Consider the following 19,083-nt stretch of genomic DNA (forward strand, 5'->3'; position numbering starts at 1 on the left):
TTATTATATTGTATGGAACAAAGATACAAAAATATTATTGCGCAAAAAGTTTTTCGGTCTTTTTAGCTATCTTTTTACTACTTTTTGTGCTCCATTAATGATTGTTTTTACCACTTTGTCGGCACATAACGAGCCTATGATGCAACAAGTTGTGGCCACAAAGGCAAAGACAAAGCGGGTAGGGTCGAAGCTAAAATAGAGCTTGAAGGCCTTGAATAGGAAGGTGAATAAAGGAGAATAGAGGTAAATAGGGAGGGTTCTTTGACCGAGATAGCACACTTTTGAGCGCAAAAAGTGGGGACTAAGGTTGTAAACAAGTAGCATAACGCTCATCATCACATACACAATTGCGATGCCCGAAAGGCTCTCTTCTACAAAGAAAGCAGGATTAGTGCACAACACAACTAATGCAATCAACGCCAAGATATTAGGGCTTAAAACGCTGGTTATGTGTATGTTAGAACGTCGAAGAGTAGCTCCTGCAATGAAAAAACAGCCCGAAGCAAACGAAATAATGTGAACATATTGAGCCAAAACCCATATTGTGAGCACCATTGCAATGGCTTGTTTGCTTGTAGAGGAGGCGAAAATGGTGTGCCAAAGCTTATACACCACAGCGCAAATAATTAGCGTATGTAGGAACCAATAGGGCCCAACTGGCGATGCAAAGAAGTGATATAAGAACGTGCTTACATTGAGTTCGGCTATGGGAACTGCCGCCATTTTCAGTGCAGAGATAACGATATAGCCCGATTCGAACACGATATAGGGTAGGAGTATCTTCGAAATCATTCGCCCAAAGTGGGGTAATGGCGCTTCAATGTTCATCAACCAGCCCGAAATAACTAAGAAAGCGGGCATGTGAAAGGTGTAAACAAACTGCTTTGCAAGGGTGTATTCGGTTGAAAAATAGGTTAAATGAAAGAGCACTACGAGCGTAATCAATATGCCTTTTAAATAGTCTAACTCTTCAATTCGTACAGGTTTCATTCGCTTTATGGTGTTAGTGAAATATTCAGTAGAGCTGTTTTCTTAACTCGTTGCACCTTGTTTGAGGCTCGCTAAGTGTGTTGTTCATACCTTGTTAGGTGCTTAATGCAAAGGTAGAGATTAAGTGTGATATAGCAAAATCTATACTCTTTTTTGTATATTGATGTGCTTTTGGGGGCGGAAAAGGGGGCATATTGCTAACTGATAACCCCATATTGCAAGGCAAATGGAGTGGGAGAGGAGTGTAATAATGTTTCTCGTGAAACATTGTTGTGATGTTATTGAAACACAAGGGAATAATAAAGGTGATGAATGTGTAACGACATGAGAAAACAAAAAAGATGAATGTCGGTGGCGTTTGTTGCGCTTTTACCCACATTCATCTTTTGTTTTATGTGCTTTTTGTTTTGTGTGACGATGCAATTCGTCTTTATTTAGCACGCATAAACGAAGTAGGAGGTTATTGAACCACCTCTTTTTTCGTTGTGCCGTCGCTGTATTTCACGATGTTAATGCCCTTAACAGGAGCCGAAATAAACTCTCCATTGATAGTATATCTAGCCACAACGTGCTTTTCTTTGTTGTCAATTGTGGTGCTTTCGATGCCTGTTGCGTTGGCAGTTTGAATCTTACATTTATTAGCATTCACAATTTTTCCATTGCTCGTGTCGATCAATAGCACGCAAACAGATAAGTTATCTTTGTTCTGTATCTTTCTATATTGAGCCATATTGTCGAACGATGTTTCGTGAACAATAGGCTTATCGGCAACGAATGGAGCCTTTACAATGCCCTCAAGTCCATTTGTAATGTTCTTTGCAGCAATGGCAACATGGTTGTTAGTCATGTCATAAATAGCCTGACCACTATTCATAAAGAACTCAGCTTCTTCCGAAACGCCCTTTAAAGTCATGTCTCCTGCGAAGTTATTGTTTTGTGCTCTTGTGGTTTTTATGCCGTCTTCGGTCAAAACATAAGCCAAAGCATAGTTCCCTTCGCTTGCATCTAGTCTGAAAGTAGTGGTAGATGTGATGCTAATCTTCTTCTTTCCTTCGTCCCAAACAGCAGAAATGTCAACGTCCATGTCTGCTCCTGCATCCCTTTCTCTTTCTAATTCGCTTTTAGGAACAAAGCTGTTCACTCTTGTTGTGCGGTTCATTAGAACGTATGGGCGACCTCTATACTTTGCCAATACATAGGCATAGTCTGGCGTACTCAATACATCTCCATCGTGAGCAGCAATACCAATGAAGCTTTCTGGATAGTGTTTTTGCATGTATTCCATTGCTGCAATACCACGAGGGCACCATCCACACCACATGCCTGTGAAGTCTTCGACCACCACTTTGCGTGTTGCAAACTTTGAAATAAAGGTAAAAGGAATGTTACAAGAGCCTAAAGTAGCCCCGTTGCGTTCGTTATTTACCTTATTGATGCTGAATGTTAGACTTGTGATATCAGTGGTTTTGTTTACAGGAAACTCTATTTCACATGTTGAAGTGTCATATATTCTGAATGCTTCTTTAAAGGTATAAGTACCTTCAACCACTGTTCCTTTGTCGCTTGTTATGGTATATTCAAACGAGTTTACAACGTCTCTGCCAAAGCTTGTGACGCTAATAAAGGCCTTAGCAGTGCTTGATGAACGTGCAATATACGTTTTTCTTGCCGCTGCGGGCGCAAGACTTAGGTCGCCTGCCCAGCACTCATTGATGTTGAATAAAGTGCTTAAAACGAAAATAAATGCGCTTAGAACGAATTGTTTCATGTTAGATTACTGTGCTATAACTTAGCGAATGATTTGCTTTGTTGTGTTAACTAAGCCTTTATTGTCGTATGCTTGCACGATATAAGTACCTGCTTGAAGACCTGAAAGACTTGCTGCTTTGTTTAAAACTTGAATTCCTTGAAGGTTGAATACATTGTAGTAAGCAATGTTTGCAGCCTTTGTTGCATTGATTCCAGTAGTCTCTGAGGTGAATTCATAAGTCACTTTAGGACCTGCTGTGAATGGATCTCCCTCAGAACTAAATATACTTTGGTAGAAAAGTTGCACTGTGATGCTTGCCTTACCCTTTGTTTCAAAAGCGAAATCAACGTCTACCACTTGCTTAGTTTCATCGGTAGAAAGAAGCTGTTGTTGGTCCATTTGATATGTTCCTACCGCTTCTTCTGCTGTACAATCGCCGTTAAAGCAAACGCCAACGTTAGTTCCTTCAAGCTTGTTGATAGTGTATTGAACGTAAACAATATAGTCTTGTTTGCGCAAATTGTCGATAACAAAGCTTTCTTTGATTAGCTTTCCGCCTTCACCATAAGGGTTATCGATAGCGTTATTGCTTTTAATTGTAGCACCATTTTCAATCTCTTGTCCGCCTGTTGTTACAAACTTGAAATCGGGATTCGCTGTTTGTGCCTTAGCTTGAAGCATGAAACACAAGAGGAAAAGTAAACTAATTGAGTAGAATTTTTTCATAATTGTATTGTTTTTAATTATTTGTTATTGTTTATTTGTTATCTTCTTTTTATCCTTCAGAAACCATTTCCTATCGTAGTATTCTACTCATTAGAAACAGCTTGTTGCACCACTTGCAACACTCCGCTATCGTTATACACGAAAGCAACGATGTGGCAGTTGTTTAAGTTGATGTAATCTTTAGCCGAATAGCGGTGCTCAAAGGTTTGAGGAGTGTTGCTGTTGAGGCTCACCTCTTCGCCCATTGCTCCGTTAATAGCGTCTCTCAACACATGGTTATGCACGTAGTTGTGTTGAACATCGTTGTTAGGTAGCTGCTGAATGGCAGTGATATTGTTTTCAACGAGCCACAATTGCAGATGTCCTTTCACCGCTTCTCCAGTGTTGTTGGTGGTGGTAGAGATGGTGATGTCGTTGCTGTTGGCAACACGTTGAGCCTTTGTTACGATTTTGATGCTACTTGTTTGTTGCAAATCCTCGTATATCTTAGCCGCCCAAGCGTTTCTTTTAATCACGCCACTGTTGCGGTTTATCACGGCACAAGGCACGCCACTCACCTTCCATAGCTTATAATATTGGTCGGAAAGGTCGGTTCTTAAGCCCACAATATTGCCGCTTGATTTGAGTGCAAGAGGCCCTCCATGAATGCCAACTACCACCACATTGCCCTCGTTATATTTGCTTTGAATATCCTTTAAGGCAACACCTGCGGCAGGACAGTTAAGACATTTCTGCCCAGTAAACTCCTCAACCAACACATTGCGCTCTACTGTTGCAACTGGAATCTCAATCAATCGGTTGTTACTATCGATGTTGTTACAGCCCAATAGCATAGCCATGCAAAGGAAAAGTATATAATATTGTTTCTTCATTTACATTAAAAATTATAATTATAAGATAGGCTTAAGCCCTTACTTGCAGGCACATAGCGACACACTCCGCCTGCACAATTATAGCCAGCACGTGTTCGTTGATAGCCCAACTGAATGCGATGTGCTCCGTTATAGTAGCCAACAAACGACTGATAGTAGTGCTGTTTGGTGCTACCGCTGTTGAAAAGGTCGGAAACCGACACCATCCAATGAGGCGAGAACGACACTTCAGCCAATGCAAAGAGCCAGTCTTTATCGCCATCGGCAGAGCTTAAATACTGCGCTTCGGCACGAAGTGTGGTTTTGTGCGATAGCTTTTGTTTTAGTTCGGCAATGAAAATGTTGTTGCGCAACATACCCCCTTCGCCCTTAATAGCCGTTTCGTTGTATCTTTGATTCATATACATCAAGCCTATTTGGGTGCTTTTAGAGAGCTTTTTCTCTACCTGTAAGTTGATATCTTGATAGTAAGTGGCATCTCCCCACTTCCAAAATGCCGAGCCATAGCCGTCTTTTCCAGGCATGTTGAGGCCGTTGTTTTGAATGGCGTGCACATGACTTGCATTGAATTTCACCTTCGTTCCGTATGCTCCACCTAACGAACTGCCCTTTTTAAAGGTATAGTTCAACGAGCATTGGTAGGCCCATTCGCCATCGGGGTGAGTAGAATAGGGGTATAAAGCCGCAAGAGTGTAGGTGTGTTCCATGGTGAATGGGGGCATGTGATTGATGAAAGACGATAATCCGTCCATACTTCTCACGCCTCTAAAGCCCATGTTTACACTTCTTTTGGCTTGCACAATAGCTCCCAATCCGCTTTTAGAATAAGAGCAAGAGAGCATTGTTACATATCCTTTTCGATAGATGTAGTTGTTGTTAAGCGTTGGGTCTTGTCCTTTAAAAGCACACTCTGCCAAGATATTTACGCCCTTGTGTTGCAGTTGAACCCTTGCATCTACCACCGAAACGTTGCGTGGAAGGTTTAAACGATGTGTAGAACCCACAAGAATATCCTCGTCTTTCTCGTTCTTATTCACCAGCGATGCGCCCACAGAAAGGTAGGTTTCGCTTTGTTGAAGAGGCTTAATCCATTGCTCTAAGTTCAGTTCGAGGTCGGCACCCGAGATGAAAGAAGGGTTGAGTTTCCAATATCTTCGTTGCTTTCCAGCCAGTGCTTTGAGGCGAACACCATCGAAAGGAGTAGCCACAATGCGTGCTCCAAGAATAGAGTTGTCTATTCCCAAGCTGCGTTCTTCATAGCTTCTGAGGGCAAATCCAGCTCCGAATTGCTCGTAGAAATGTCCCAATGTAAGCTCAACTTTATTGAATCGACCTTTTAAATAGAAATGAGGTACGCCCCAACCCTTAAAGTCTTGTTCAAAACCTGGTAAGGGATGTTGCATATATTCCATTCTAACTCCAGCGTCAAAGTTCTTATACGAGGCGTTAACGTCAACATAAGTGTTGTTCAACACCTTGTGTTCGATGTTGTTAATGCCCAGCTTTGTGTCTTTTTGAGGTAGTAGAAAGTCGGTCTGAATGCTTCCCGATAGGCGCACTTTGTCGCCCTCTTCCTGTGCAAAAGCAGAGAGAGTGGGAGAGAGGAGAAGCGTTGTTGCGATGCAAAAATAGCTTAGTTTCATTTTTTGCAGACTTCCTTCACCTTTTCGTATAGTTCGTTTTCGCTTCCGTCAGCATAGCCACTATGCTTGTAAACGATGTTTTTATTCTTGTCTAACACCAACACAAAAGGAATCATTTGTGCGCCAACGGCACGACGAACCTCTCCATTTGGATCGAGAAGAACCTCGTATTTCCAACCATTAGCATCTACCAAAGGCTTCACTTTGTTGACGTTTTGAGCTTGGTCGATAGAGATAGCGATGAGTTTAACGCCTGTTTCTTTTTGCCATTCGTCGTAAACCTCGTTAATTGCGCTCAATTCTCTGTTGCAAGGCTTGCACCATGTGGCAAAGAAAGACACGATAATGGGTTTGTCGTTGTTAGAAATGGTGTCGAGACGAACGCTCTTTCCATCGATACTTTTAAGTGTTATTTGAGGCAATTGCGCTTTGATAGGTGCACAGAATGCAGCTAATAAGACCAAGAGTAAGATCCAATTTTTCATATTTGTCTGTGTTATTGTTTTGGTTAATGCGGGGCAAAGTTAGTTAGTTTTAACTTATTTTGCAAGTATTTTGTAGCTTATTTATAAGGAGTTGTAACTCTTTGAGTGTTAAAGAGAAAAAGTGGAACTACAAAAAGCATTGCACTTGCTTTGTAATTCCACTTCTTTTAGGGTGTAATAGCATTGAAATTGCGAGCCAAAAACACTGCTTTTTCAAGCCGATAAAATAGTATTTCTTTTGCGTTGGAGAGATGGTTCTCTTCTATCAAGCATCTTGTTCTACTTTGAATGGTGCGCCTTTTTCTTGTTGAGGCATTGCATCTTTCTCTTGGTAGCACACTTTTCTGTTTAAAAAGCACCTCACTTTTGCCTCTTTTCCCTTTGTTTTGGGAGGGTGTATCAATGTGCTTCGAGCCAGTTTGCACCCCAACCAGCGTCGGCAATCAATGGCACTTTTAGCTTAAAGGCATTCTGCATCTCTTCGAGCACTATCTTTTCCACTTGTTCTTTCTCGTTAGGAACCACGCTAAAGTTCAATTCGTCGTGCACTTGAAGAATCATCTTGCTCTTTATTTCTTCTTTTTTGAATCGCTCATAGATACGAACCATTGCCAACTTGATGATGTCTGCCGCACTACCTTGTATGGGTGCGTTGATGGCATTGCGCTCTGCATAACCACGAACGGTGGCATTTTGACTATTGATGTCGGCAAGATAGCGACGACGATGCATAAAGGTTTCTACATAACCGTTTTGTCTTGCGGTTTCTTTACACTGCTCCATATAGGCCTGAACCTGTGGGAAGGTGCTGAAATAGCCGTCGATGAGCTGTTTGGCTTCGCTGCGTTCGATGTTCAAACGCTCTGCCAATCCAAAAACAGTGATGCCATATATAATACCAAAGTTGGCACGTTTGGCCTTGGTGCGCTCGTCTCTTGTCACCTCGTCGATAGGCTTTTTATAGATTTTTGCAGCGGTGGCAGCATGAATGTCGTGCCCTTCTATAAAGGCTTCGATCATGTTTTCGTCGCCACTTAGATGCGCCATGATGCGCAACTCGATTTGACTATAATCGGCACTGAAGAACAAACAGCCGTCGTTAGGAATGAAACACTTGCGAATTTCTTTTCCATCTTCGCCTCGAACAGGGATATTTTGCAAGTTAGGATCGCTCGAACTCAATCGTCCTGTGGCTGTTGTGGCTTGGTTAAAGCTGGTGTGAATGTTGCCAGTTTTGGGGTTTATAAGCTTAGGAAGGGCGTCTACATAAGTGCTAAGGAGCTTCTTTAGTCCACGATATTTCAATATCTCGTCGATAATAGGGTGTTTGTTGATGAGCTTCTGCAATTCTTCTTCGCTCGTAACATATTGCCCTGTCTTGGTTTTCTTGGGCTTTTCAGATATCTTTAGCTTTTCGAATAGAATGCTTCCTACCTGCTTTGGCGACGAGATGTTAAAGGTTTCGCCTGCCAGTTCGTATATCTTTTGCTCGTATTGACTGAGTTGCTCGTTGAAGGTTTTGCTCACTTCAGAAAGTGCTTGCACATCAAGTTTAACGCCATTGCATTCCATCTCTGCCAAAACATAAATCAAAGGCATTTCCACTTCCTTAAATAATGGGTATAAACCTTCTTCTTTTAGCTTGGGTTCGAATATGTTTTTAAGTTGCAAGGTGATGTCGGCATCTTCGCAAGCATAGTCTACTATCTGCTCGGGAGCAAGCGAACGCATACTTAATTGGTCTTTTCCTTTGGCACCAATGAGCTGATCTATGTGGATAGTTTTATAGTGAAGATAGGTCTCTGCCATATCATCCATGTTGTGACGAAGCTCTGGTTGGAGAAGATAATGAGCGATCATAGTATCGAAGAGGGGACCTTTCATCGTGATACCATAATTTCTTAGTACCTCGATGTCGTACTTAATATTTTGTCCTACCTTCTCAATTTCTTCGTTTTCGTATAGCGGTTGAAATGCATTTACAATTTTTTGCGCTTTTTGTTGTTCGTTAGGAATGGGCACATAAAATGCTTCTTGAGGACTAACAGAAAAGCTCAAACCCACCAATTCTGCCTCTAATGGATTCAAAGAAGTGGTCTCTGTGTCTAAACTTACAATTCTTTTTGTCAGTAATAAATCACATAATTTATTTATATCCTCTTCTTTTTCAACGAGTTTATAATTATATTTGGTATCAAAAAGTGTCTTATAATTCTCAAATTTAGGCTCAACTGCATCGTTGGACGTGAATTCTTCAAAGAGATTTAACTGCGAATTGTCTTTCGTTTGTATATTTTCAGTCTTTTTAAAGAATTTATTTGCGAGGGTTCTAAACTCGAGTTCGTCGAACAAAGCACGTAACTTTTCTTCGTTAGGAGGGGTGAGTTGCAAATCGGTTAAATTGAGTTCGATGGGCACATCGGTTTTGATGGTTGCCAAAAAGTTCGACATCTTAATATCATCCACTGCGCCTTCGACCTTCTCTTTCAACTTTCCTTTGAGCTGGTTGGTATTCTCTAACAAGTTATTAATCGACTTAAAGTCGTTGATTAGCTTAATAGCTGTCTTCTCACCAACGCCTGGACAGCCTGGAAAGTTATCGGCAGAGTCGCCCATTAAGGCAAGAATGTCGATTACTTGCGATGGACTTTCGATTTGATACTTTTCTTTTATCTGCTCAACTCCAAGTATTTCATATCCTCCGCCGTGTCTTGGTCGATAGATAAAAACATTATCTTTCACCAATTGACCATAGTCTTTATCGGGCGTAAGCATATAGGTTTCCATGTCAAAGTGGCTTGCTTGGGTGGCAAGAGTACCGATAACATCGTCGGCTTCGTATCCCTTTACCTCAAGAATAGGGATATTCATGGCCTCAAGAATCTGCTTTATGATGGGAACAGACAGCTTAATGTCTTCAGGAGTCTTTTCTCTTTGAGCCTTATAGTCGGCAAATGCCTCATCACGAAAGGTGGGACCGCTGGGGTCGAACGCCACTCCTAGGTGCGAAGGTTGTTCTTTTTGGATTACTTCATGTAGGGTATTCACAAATCCAAGTATTGCACTTGTGTTGAAACCTTTAGAGTTTATGCGGGGATTCTTAATGAAAGCGTAATAAGAACGATAAATTAATGCGTAGGCATCTAAAAGAAAAAGTTTATTCATAAATATGTATTTTGATGCGTAAAATTACGAAAAAAGAGCGATACTTACCGATTATTTGTTTATTTTTGTAAGAAATTTGAATGAATATGGATTACTTATCGGTAATAAAAAAGCCAATAACTGAAGAATTAAACCATTTCATCGATCTTTTTAATACATCGCTTGAGCATCAAGATGGATTGTTATCTCAAGTGCTAATGTTTATAAAGCAACGCTCAGGAAAGCGCATGCGACCTATGTTAATGTTGCTTATTGCAAAGGCATTTGGATGTGTTAGCGAGGTAACTCAGCATGCCGCAATAGGTTTAGAGCTGTTACATACAGCCTCATTAGTGCATGATGACGTTGTAGATGAAAGTGGAGAGCGACGTGGACAAGCGTCTGTTAATGCCTTTTATGATAATAAAGTGGCAGTACTTGTTGGCGATTATATACTATCTACAGCCCTCTTACATGTTAGTTACACCTCTTCCGACCGCATTGTGTCTGGCTTAGCAGAGTTAGGACGCACCCTTTCAGACGGAGAGATATTGCAATTAGAAAATATAAGCAATCAAACGATATCTGAAGAGGCTTATTATGAAGTGATAAAGCGTAAGACTGCGGCTCTATTTGAGGCGTGTACAGAGATCGGAGCCTTATCTGTTGGAGCATCAAAAGACGATGTTGAGCAGGCAAGACTATTCGGTTTGCACCTCGGAATGGCGTTCCAAATACGTGATGATATATTTGATTATTACGAATCGAACGACATAGGAAAGCCCACAGGCAATGATATGGCAGAAGGAAAGCTAACCCTTCCTGTGATACATGCAGTGCTATCCGCCGACAATGGCGCAATGAAAGACTTGGCATTGAAGGTGAGAAAGGGCGAAGTTACACCCGAAGAAGTGGCTCAGTTGGTTGCTTTCACAAAAGAAAATGGCGGTATTGAATATGCAGAAGCTAAGATGCGAGAGTTTAAAAACAAAGCTATCGGATTTATAGAAGAGAAGATTCAAGACGCAGACATTAAGCAAGCACTCAACGCTTACTTAGACTATGTGATAGAACGAAAGCTATAATGCCAGTAAAAACCCTTGAAATAGGGTAGAGCAGAGCATATAGATACAATAAGGTCTCATAAGAAAATGGAATAGAAAACACCATTTAAATCTTATGAGACCTTTTCTTTTTATAAGCATCAATGATGCTTTTCTATTTAGAAGAACTTAGTTTCTTCGCCAGTTAGTTCGCTAAGAAGCAAGTTAGTGAGGCGACTTGTACCCAAACGAAGATATTTATTGGTGAGCCATTCCTTACCCAATACCTCTTTAACGATGGTGTAATAGATGATAGCATCCATCACAGTGTTGATTCCACCCGCTGGTTTAAAACCGATTTTGATACCTGTTTTCTCGTGATATTCTTTGATAGCTTGACACATTACGTATGCAGCTTCAGGAGTAGCAGATATTGGTTCTTTACCAGTTGAAGTCTTGATGTAGTCGGCACCAGCATACATTGCAAGTAAAGACGCCTTTTTAATGTTCTCAGCAGTCTTAATATCGCCAGTCTCAAGAATCACTTTCAAGGGCACATCGTCGCCACAAACGCTCTTAATTTCGCTGATTTCGTCGCACATTCCCTCATAGTCTCCGCTCAAGAATTTACCTACCGACATCACAATATCAATCTCAGTAGCACCGTCTTTCACAGCAAGAGCAGTTTCAGCAACCTTTATTTCAGGAAGCATTTGTGATGAAGGGAAGCCCGCAGACACACAAGTTACCTCAACACCCTCAACCTCTAGGGTTTGACTTACGATAGAAGCATAGCAGGGATAGGTGCATATTGTAGCCACATGAGGCATGTCTGGATAGGCAGAGTCGAACTGATTAACACGCTCGGTGAATGCAAGTATGCTCTCGTCGCTATCAGTTGTTTTAAGAGATGTTAGCTCGATACTTCCAAAGAGGAAACGCTTTACATCGTCGTTATCGTTTTCGTGTACCTTTTCGGCGATAATTTTGCGCACTGCTTCGCTCACTTCAGCGTCGTTCAACTTAGTGTTGTAGAGTGCCAACATATCGAGATATTTATTCGTTTCTTCGTGATGATGACCACAGCAATCGTGATGCTCGTGGTTGCATTGGTTTGTTTCTGAATTCATGTTTGTATTGTTTATTTTGTTATTTCAATTTATCGTTGTTCAAATGGCGTGTGGCGTCTCGTTCAGTCTTCTTTTTCATCGAGTCGTTAAACGCCTTAGTGAGGTCTACACCCGTTTGATTTGCGAGGCAGATAAGCACCCAAAGCACGTCCGCCATCTCTTCAGATAGGTTGTGATTCTCGTTCTTTTTAAAGCTCTGGTCGCCATAGGTGCGAGCCATAACCCTTGCCAATTCGCCCACTTCTTCGGTTAAACACGCCATATTAGTAAGCTCCGAGAAATAGCGAACGCCATAAGTTTTAATCCACTTGTCAACCTCTTGTTGCATGTCTTGCATGCTCTTAGGCTCTGTGGGCTCATTGCTTGCGTTGCAAGCGTTTATCTTTTGCGATTGATTGTCCATATCTTGCGAGTTGAAATAAAGGATCTACGGCTCGTTTTTGCCCTATTCTTTGTTCTTAGAATCCATGCAGATGGTAACAGGTCCATCGTTGGTTAGACTCACTTTCATATCCGCTCCAAACACACCTGTGGCGATATCTTTGTTTAAGAGTTGCTTTAGTTTATCCACAAAGCTGTTGTAGAGTGGGAGAGAATGGTCGGGACTTGAAGCTCGAATGTATGAAGGTCGGTTACCTTTTTTATAAGATGCCATGAGAGTGAACTGACTAACAGCGAGGATTTCGCCATCAATATCTTGAATACTCTTGTTCATCACGCCCTCTTCGTCGTCGAAAACACGAAGCGAACACACCTTGTTGGCAAGCCATTCTACATCTTCTTGCGTGTCGGTTTGGGTAACTCCCACTAACAAAAGAAAGCCTTTTGAAATGGCAGAGTGTACCTCGTTGTTAATCGAAACGCTGGCGTTTAAAACCCTTTGAATAACTATTCTCATGTTACAAAATTACAAAAAAAAGCGCATACGGCAGTCGTTATTTTCAAGTAGTTGCGTTGCACTTGTGCAAAATGCACACTTTTATTTTTATTGTGCATCATCTTTTAGGCTTATTTTGTCGATTTGCGCCCTTGTTGAGCATGAGGTGGGTATTGCAGTGGAAAAGAAATAAAACGATCTTAGAACGCAATTAAAAGCGATGTGAAGTGGCTTTGCTGTGCGTGTGCGGTGTCCTGTGGAAATGGTGGGTGCGCTATGGGGAAATAAAAGGCTTGCTTTTAGCTTGCAATAGTATTGCTTTTAGGGGGCAAACTCAATGCTTTTTTAAGATAATTGCACTGCAATTACAAAGTGTGCAAAAAGGTGCAGAAATAGAAAGGGGTTGAGAGATTGAGGTGAAAGGGTAGAGAAGGTGATAGAAAAGAATAGAACAAGTGGGAAAAGGGATTGGAATGGATGATGAAGGAAGACGAGGAGAGAGATAGAAAAGGATTGAAAGTGTAGAGGCGAAGGCTTGTGACAGCGGTGGGAAAAGATAGGACTTGGGGTGGAAAGTGGTTAAGGATGAAATGAAAAAAGGTGCTGTGTGAAGCAAGGAAAGGGCGTTTGTGGGGTAGAAAGCAATAAAAAAGATTCTAAAACGAGATGTTTACTCGCTTTAAAATCTTTAATATATTGATTGTAAAGGGGTTACAACTTAATTGTCGCTGTTTTGCTCTTCTTGATGAAAGTAATTGAACACAGTAGCGGCTTTGCTTGCTCCGAGCACCTCTGTAAGTTGCTCTAAGTTAGCATCTTTAATCTTCTTCACGCTCTTAAACTGCGCAATAAGAGCCTCTTTAGTCTTCGCTCCAACGCCTTTAATGTTGTCTAACTCAGAATGTAGAGCGGTTTTAGAACGCTTGTCTCTATGGAACGAAATGGCATAGCGGTGCACCTCGTCTTGAATGCGCATAAGTGCCAAAAACAATTCGCTATTGTTCTTCAATCCAATAACAATGGGAGGGTTTCCAAAGAGTAATTCGTTGGTGCGGTGATGGTTGTCTTTTGCCAATCCAGCAATGGGAATTTGGAGATGTAACTGACCCTCAATCACCTCTCGAACAACGCTCATTTGACCCTTACCGCCATCGGTAATGATGAGGTCGGGTAGCGGCTTTCCCTCGTCAATCATGCGCTTATAACGTCTATAAACAACCTCTTGCATCGACGCATAATCATCAGGTCCAACCACAGTTTTGATGTTATACTTGCGATAGTCGCTCTTTGAGGGTTTCATTCCTTTGAAAACCACACAGCCTGCCACTGCATTTGTTCCGCTGATGTTCGAGTTGTCGAAGCATTCGATGTGATAGGGTAGTTTAGAAAGCTGCAAATGGTTTTGCAATTCTTTCATTATTCGGGTGTATTTTTGCTCAGGATTGAGCTTGTCGGCTTGCTTCATGCGGTCGAACTTATACTGCTTTCCGTTCATTTCCGACAGCTCTAAAAGCTTCTTTTTGTCGCCTCTTTGTGGCACAGTGAAGTAGGCGTTGGTCAATTGCCAATCTATTTCAAATGGAACGATGATCTCTTGCGCCTCACTGGCAAAACGATTGCGAATTTCGAGGATTGCACTTACCAAAAGTTCTTCGTTTGTTTCGTTCACCTTTTGCTTGTATTCGTAGGTGAAACTCTGATTAATCGTGCCATTTTTAACGTGAATGTAGTTGATAAAAGCCGTTTTTTCGTTGTCGTGATGCGTGATACTAAACACGTCTACATTGCGTATGGTGTGACTAACGACCTCGCTTTTGGCAACGAACGAGGCAATTAATTCGTATTGCTTTTTAAGCTCTTGGGCTTCTTCAAAACGCATTTCTTGAGCCAACTGCATCATCTTTTCGTAGAGAGTAGCACTGGTTTTGCGCACGTTTCCTTTGAGTATTTCTTTGGCTTGGGCAATCTTTTCGTTATAATCTTCCATAGTCTGCTTGCCAATACAGGGGCCTAAGCAATTGTGAATGTGATACTCTAAACATGATTTGAACTTGTTATTGGCGATGCCTTGCGGTGTAAGTGGAAGCTGACAACTACGGGGTTTGTAGATCTTTGTAATGAGTTCTAAAAGTGATTTAAGAGCGGTTACGTTGGTGAAAGGACCAAAATAGCTGCCTGTTTTGTGATTAATGGTGCGGGTTTTGAATATGCGAGGAAAGTATTCGTGCGTAACACAAATGCTGGGGTAGGTCTTTCCGTCTTTAAGTAGAACGTTATAGCGTGGCGTGTATTTCTTAATTAGGCTGTTTTCGAGTAGTAGTGCGTCTTCTTCAGTGTTGACAACGGTATATGAAATGTTGTGAATTTTACTTACAAGTACCTTTGTTTTAAATCTATCTACTTCTTTGTGGAAATACGAAGATACACGACTTTTGAGGCGTTTTGCCTTTCCTACGTATATAATAACGTTGTTTTCATCGTAGAATTGGTAACTACCAGGCTTCTCAGGCATGCTTTGTACGATGCCTTTTAATTTGCTAATGCGCTCTTCTTTTTTATCCTTTGTCATGCACTATAATGCCTTTAGAATCAGTATTTCTATACTTTTGTGTTTCACGTGAAACTTTTATATGTAATAAATATTGTGTGGTAAAGTTTCACATGTTGTTCATCTTGTCGATGAAAGGTTTGTTTCTTTCTTGTGAAAGACGAGAAAGGGGTGGGGAATAATAAAAGGATTGAATGGTGCCTTATGTAAGTTCGGCAAACCGATTCAATCCTTTCGTATCTTAAAGTTTTAGTAATGTGGTAATTTCGATGTCTTTATCGAATACCTCTCTACCGTTAAGTCCTTCGTCTAAGAGTTCGATGATGAAGTTGCAATAAATCTTTTTAGGTTTGAATTTTCTAACAAGATCGCATGCAGCTTTCATCGTTCCGCCAGTAGCAAGCAAGTCATCGTGAAGTAAAACCACGTCGCCTTCTTCTATTGCGTCTTTATGTATCTCGATAGTATCGATGCCATATTCCTTCTCATAGCTTTCTTGTACAGTTTCACAGGGTAGCTTTCCAGGCTTTCTACATAGCGCAATACCAGCGTTTAGTTTGATGGCAAGAGCAGAACTCATAACAAAACCACGGCTTTCGATGCCAACTACCTTAGTAATGCCCTTGTCTTTATAAAGATCATACATTTCATCGGCAATTGTCTTTAAGCACTCTGCGTTTTTAAATAGGGTGGTAACATCTCTGAAGTTGACACCCTTTATAGGCCAATCTGGAATTGAACGCAGATTGTCTAATAATAGTTTGTTGTTCATTATCAAATAATTATATTGTTGTTTCTTATTCTTTTGTTTCACGTGAAACTTACATTTGTCTTGCGATAGTTTCACGCTTGTTTCTTTCTTATCTTGTGAATGCATCGAAGAAAGTTCTCGATACATTCGAATATTTTCTGTTTTTAGATTATCTTCCTAATAAGATAAGGAGCACGTTGATATCGCTTGGAGATACACCAGGAATTCTACTTGCCTCTGCTAACGTTTCAGGTTGAATCTTTTCGAGCTTCTGTCTGCCTTCAGTAGATATCTCGTGAAGTTGTGCATAATTAAATCTTCCCTTGATCTTGATATCTTCTAAACGTCTCATTTTATCGGCAATGATTCGCTCTCTTTCGATATATCCTCTGTATTTAATTCTGATTTCTGCTGCTTCGGTGATTTCTTCCTCTCTGTTAGGAACGTCTTTTAAAATCTCGTTCAAATGGGGAATAACTTCAGCAAGGTTGCTCATTGTAAGTTGAGGACGAGCAATTAAATCTGAAATCTTGATAGATGAGTGGATAGGAGTGGTGCCCAAACGTTCTAAACTTGCATTGATATCTTTGGGTTTTATGCTGGTTTCATCGCAGAATTGTATGATTTTAGAAATAGAATCTTCTTTCTGTTTCCACCAATCGTAACGCTCTTTAGTAGCAATACCCAATTCAAACGCCTTAGAAGTTAATCTGTAGTCGGCATCATCTTGGCGCAACAAGATTCTGTATTCTGCTCTTGAAGTAAACATTCGATAAGGTTCATCGACACCTTTAGTGGTTAAATCGTCGATGAGAACGCCAATATAGCTCTCGTCTCGTTTCATAACAAACTCCTTATCGTCGTAGAAACATTTTAGAGCTGCATTGATACCTGCAACTAAACCTTGACCTGCTGCCTCTTCATAGCCAGTAGTTCCGTTTACTTGTCCAGCGAAGTAAAGTCCTTTTACCACTTTACTTTCAAGAGTATGTTTAAGCTGAGTGGGGTCGAAATAATCGTATTCGATGGCGTAACCTGGGCGATAAATCTTCGCATCTCTTAGCGCAGGGATCTTGTGAAGTGCGTTTAACTGCACCTCGAAAGGCATACTTGAAGAGAAACCATTGAGATACATCTCGTTGGTGTCGGTGCCTTCGGGCTCTAAGAATAAAGGATGTTTGTCTTTATCGGGGAAAGTTACGAGTTTGGTTTCAATAGAAGGGCAGTATCTTGGACCTGTACTTTGAATCTGTCCGTTAAACAATGGCGAGTCGGCAATACCCTTGTTGAGCTCCATGTGCGCTTCGGGGGTAGTGTAAAAAGTCCAACAAGGCAATTGTTTGAGAGGCTTATGAAGATTCATATAGCTGAACTGATGGAAATCGAAGTCGCCATCTTGTTTCTCCATTTCATCGAAATGCACCGAACGTTTATCGATTCTTACAGGTGTTCCTGTTTTCATTCGGTCAGAACGGATACCCAATTGGTTGATACATTCGGTGAGATGGGGTACAGCAGGCTCTGCACATCTACCTCCAGGGAAGGTTCTTCGTCCGATGTGCATTAATCCATTGAGGAAGGTTCCCGCAGTGATAATGACACATTTTGCGGTGAATTCAACTCCCCAAACGGTTCTTACGCCAACAATCTCATTGTTTTTAACGATCAACTCATCTACTTGGTCTTGCCAAATATCGAGGTTCTCCGTTTTATCTAAAGTCTCTTTCCATTTAGTTATAAACTTTTCTCGGTCGCATTGTGCACGTGGACTCCACACAGCGGGGCCCTTTCCACGGTTCAACATTCTGAATTGAATAGCCGTTGCGTCGGTAATTAGACCCATTTGTCCGCCTAATGCGTCGACTTCTCTAACTATTTGGCCTTTCGCAATGCCACCAATAGCGGGGTTACAGCTCATTTGTCCAATCTTATTCATGTCGATAGTGATTAGACAAGTCTTAGCTCCCATGTTGGAAGCAGCGGTTGCTGCTTCGTTACCAGCATGTCCTCCGCCCACAACAATCACATCATATTTGAAGTTCATTCTTGTTATTTTGGTTTTATCCTTAAATATGTTCTCGTATAATATATAAATAGGTGTGAGTCTTTCAACGTTCTTTTCAAATGTAAAAGAAACCAACCTCTCCTACAGTTTTTAATCTATTGTTTTATAAGCAATATCCTTGTGTTATGTAATAAATAAAACATCTTCTTATAGAAGCTTAAAAACATTCGAACACAAAAGTACAGAATAAAATTGGATTTTTAGTCAAAAGCTTTGATTTATCATCAAAATATAGTATTTTTGCAAGCGGTTTTACGATTCATATACCTACAAATGGGGGTGCTGTGAAGCGTAGAATTGTAACTTAAACATCAGGTTTAAGCTTCAAGAAGAATATATTCTAACAATTAAATAATTAATTTTCAGTCAATTATGTGGTTATTTAAATCCTCTATTGGTAGAAAAGTGATAATGTCTGTAACAGGCATTGCGCTTATTCTATTTTTGACATTCCACATGTCGATGAATGTTGTTGCTTTGTTTTCAGAAGCAGGTTACAACATGATTTGTCATTTCCTTGGTGCTAACTGGTATGCTGTTGTGGCTACAATGGGTCTTGCAGGTCTTGCAATGTTGCACATTGTGTATGCTTTTATCTTGACAGCACAAAACAGAAGAGCACGAGGCAGCGAGCGTTATGCTGTTGTTGACAAACCAAAGAAAGTGGAGTGGGCTTCTCAAAACATGTTAGTTTTAGGTATTATTATTCTTCTTGGCCTATTACTACACTTGTTTAACTTCTGGTATAACATGATGTTTGCAGAAATTATTGGTGTTGAATTTGCTCATTCTCCATCAGATGGTTTCGCATACATTAGAGACACATTCGCAAATCCAGTTTACGTTGTGTTGTATGTTATTTGGATAGTGGCAATCTGGTTGCACCTTTCTCATGGATTCTGGAGTGCAATGCACACCTTAGGTATTAATGGTAAGGTTTGGTTTAAGCGTTGGCAAGCTATCGGCTTGGTATATTCTACCATCTTAATGTTAGGATTCCTCGTTGTAGTTCTTGCGTTTGCGTTCGGCTGTGCGCCTAGCTTATGCTGCCATTAATTC

At 40.9% G+C, this 19,083-nt stretch carries 15 protein-coding genes; 2 read left to right on the forward strand and 13 right to left on the reverse strand.

What is annotated here, in order from left to right; translation table 11 throughout:
* Nucleotides 1-66: 66 nt before the first annotated feature.
* The 7 genes from A3GM_RS0105245 to polA form a co-directional block, all read right to left on the reverse strand.
* Nucleotides 67-990 (reverse strand): acyltransferase family protein, encoded by a 924-nt coding sequence (locus A3GM_RS0105245; RefSeq protein WP_018362345.1) that lies wholly within the window; start codon nt 988-990, stop codon nt 67-69.
* A gap of 460 nt (nt 991-1,450) precedes the next feature.
* Entirely contained in the window at nt 1,451-2,758 is a 1,308-nt protein-coding gene (locus A3GM_RS0105255) for an Omp28-related outer membrane protein (protein ID WP_018362347.1), read from the reverse strand.
* Between the two features lie 21 nt (nt 2,759-2,779).
* Complete coding sequence (locus A3GM_RS0105260) at nt 2,780-3,466, reverse strand: T9SS type A sorting domain-containing protein (RefSeq protein WP_018362348.1); 687 nt, start codon at nt 3,464-3,466, stop codon at nt 2,780-2,782.
* 83 nt (nt 3,467-3,549) lie between these two features.
* Complete coding sequence (locus A3GM_RS0105265) at nt 3,550-4,338, reverse strand: Omp28 family outer membrane lipoprotein (RefSeq protein ID WP_025830035.1); 789 nt, start codon at nt 4,336-4,338, stop codon at nt 3,550-3,552.
* 5 nt (nt 4,339-4,343) lie between these two features.
* Nucleotides 4,344-5,981 (reverse strand): DUF6029 family protein, encoded by a 1,638-nt coding sequence (locus A3GM_RS0105270; RefSeq protein WP_018362350.1) that lies wholly within the window; start codon nt 5,979-5,981, stop codon nt 4,344-4,346.
* Entirely contained in the window at nt 5,978-6,466 is a 489-nt protein-coding gene (locus A3GM_RS0105275) for a peroxiredoxin family protein (RefSeq protein WP_018362351.1), read from the reverse strand. The genes A3GM_RS0105270 and A3GM_RS0105275 overlap by 4 nt, the downstream gene beginning before the upstream one ends.
* A 399-nt stretch (nt 6,467-6,865) precedes the next feature.
* Nucleotides 6,866-9,631, reverse strand: coding sequence for a DNA polymerase I (gene polA / locus A3GM_RS0105285; RefSeq protein ID WP_018362353.1), 2,766 nt, complete (start codon nt 9,629-9,631; stop codon nt 6,866-6,868).
* Between the two features lie 86 nt (nt 9,632-9,717).
* Here polA and A3GM_RS0105290 point away from each other — a divergent pair, with 86 nt between their 5' ends.
* The gene (locus A3GM_RS0105290) at nt 9,718-10,695 is read left to right on the forward strand and encodes a polyprenyl synthetase family protein (protein WP_025830038.1); all 978 of its coding nucleotides are present in this window, start codon (nt 9,718-9,720) and stop codon (nt 10,693-10,695) included.
* Nucleotides 10,696-10,832: 137 nt separating this feature from the next.
* Here the strand turns inward: A3GM_RS0105290 and deoC are convergent, their stop codons facing one another.
* From deoC to mnmG, 6 genes are all read right to left on the reverse strand, one after another.
* Entirely contained in the window at nt 10,833-11,783 is a 951-nt protein-coding gene (deoC, locus tag A3GM_RS0105295; RefSeq protein ID WP_018362355.1) for a deoxyribose-phosphate aldolase, read from the reverse strand.
* A 19-nt stretch (nt 11,784-11,802) separates the two neighbouring features.
* On the reverse strand, nt 11,803-12,186 hold the full coding sequence (locus tag A3GM_RS0105300; protein WP_018362356.1) for a nucleotide pyrophosphohydrolase: 384 nt from the start codon (nt 12,184-12,186) through the stop codon (nt 11,803-11,805).
* 42 nt (nt 12,187-12,228) lie between these two features.
* Nucleotides 12,229-12,681, reverse strand: coding sequence for a D-aminoacyl-tRNA deacylase (dtd, locus tag A3GM_RS0105305; protein WP_018362357.1), 453 nt, complete (start codon nt 12,679-12,681; stop codon nt 12,229-12,231).
* Nucleotides 12,682-13,378: 697 nt separating this feature from the next.
* Nucleotides 13,379-15,229 (reverse strand): excinuclease ABC subunit UvrC, encoded by a 1,851-nt coding sequence (uvrC, locus tag A3GM_RS0105315; protein WP_018362358.1) that lies wholly within the window; start codon nt 15,227-15,229, stop codon nt 13,379-13,381.
* 220 nt (nt 15,230-15,449) lie between these two features.
* The gene (locus A3GM_RS0105320) at nt 15,450-15,980 is read right to left on the reverse strand and encodes an adenine phosphoribosyltransferase (protein ID WP_025830039.1); all 531 of its coding nucleotides are present in this window, start codon (nt 15,978-15,980) and stop codon (nt 15,450-15,452) included.
* Between the two features lie 148 nt (nt 15,981-16,128).
* A complete protein-coding gene (mnmG, locus tag A3GM_RS0105325; protein ID WP_025830041.1) occupies nt 16,129-18,003 on the reverse strand; it encodes a tRNA uridine-5-carboxymethylaminomethyl(34) synthesis enzyme MnmG in 1,875 nt (624 codons plus the stop codon).
* A 393-nt stretch (nt 18,004-18,396) separates the two neighbouring features.
* Between mnmG and A3GM_RS0105330 the strand changes: the two genes are divergently transcribed.
* Entirely contained in the window at nt 18,397-19,080 is a 684-nt protein-coding gene (locus A3GM_RS0105330) for a fumarate reductase (protein WP_025830043.1), read from the forward strand.
* Nucleotides 19,081-19,083: the final 3 nt, after the last annotated feature.

The organism is Hoylesella nanceiensis DSM 19126 = JCM 15639 (assembly GCF_000379965.1).
In the GTDB taxonomy this organism is placed as follows: domain Bacteria; phylum Bacteroidota; class Bacteroidia; order Bacteroidales; family Bacteroidaceae; genus Prevotella; species Prevotella nanceiensis.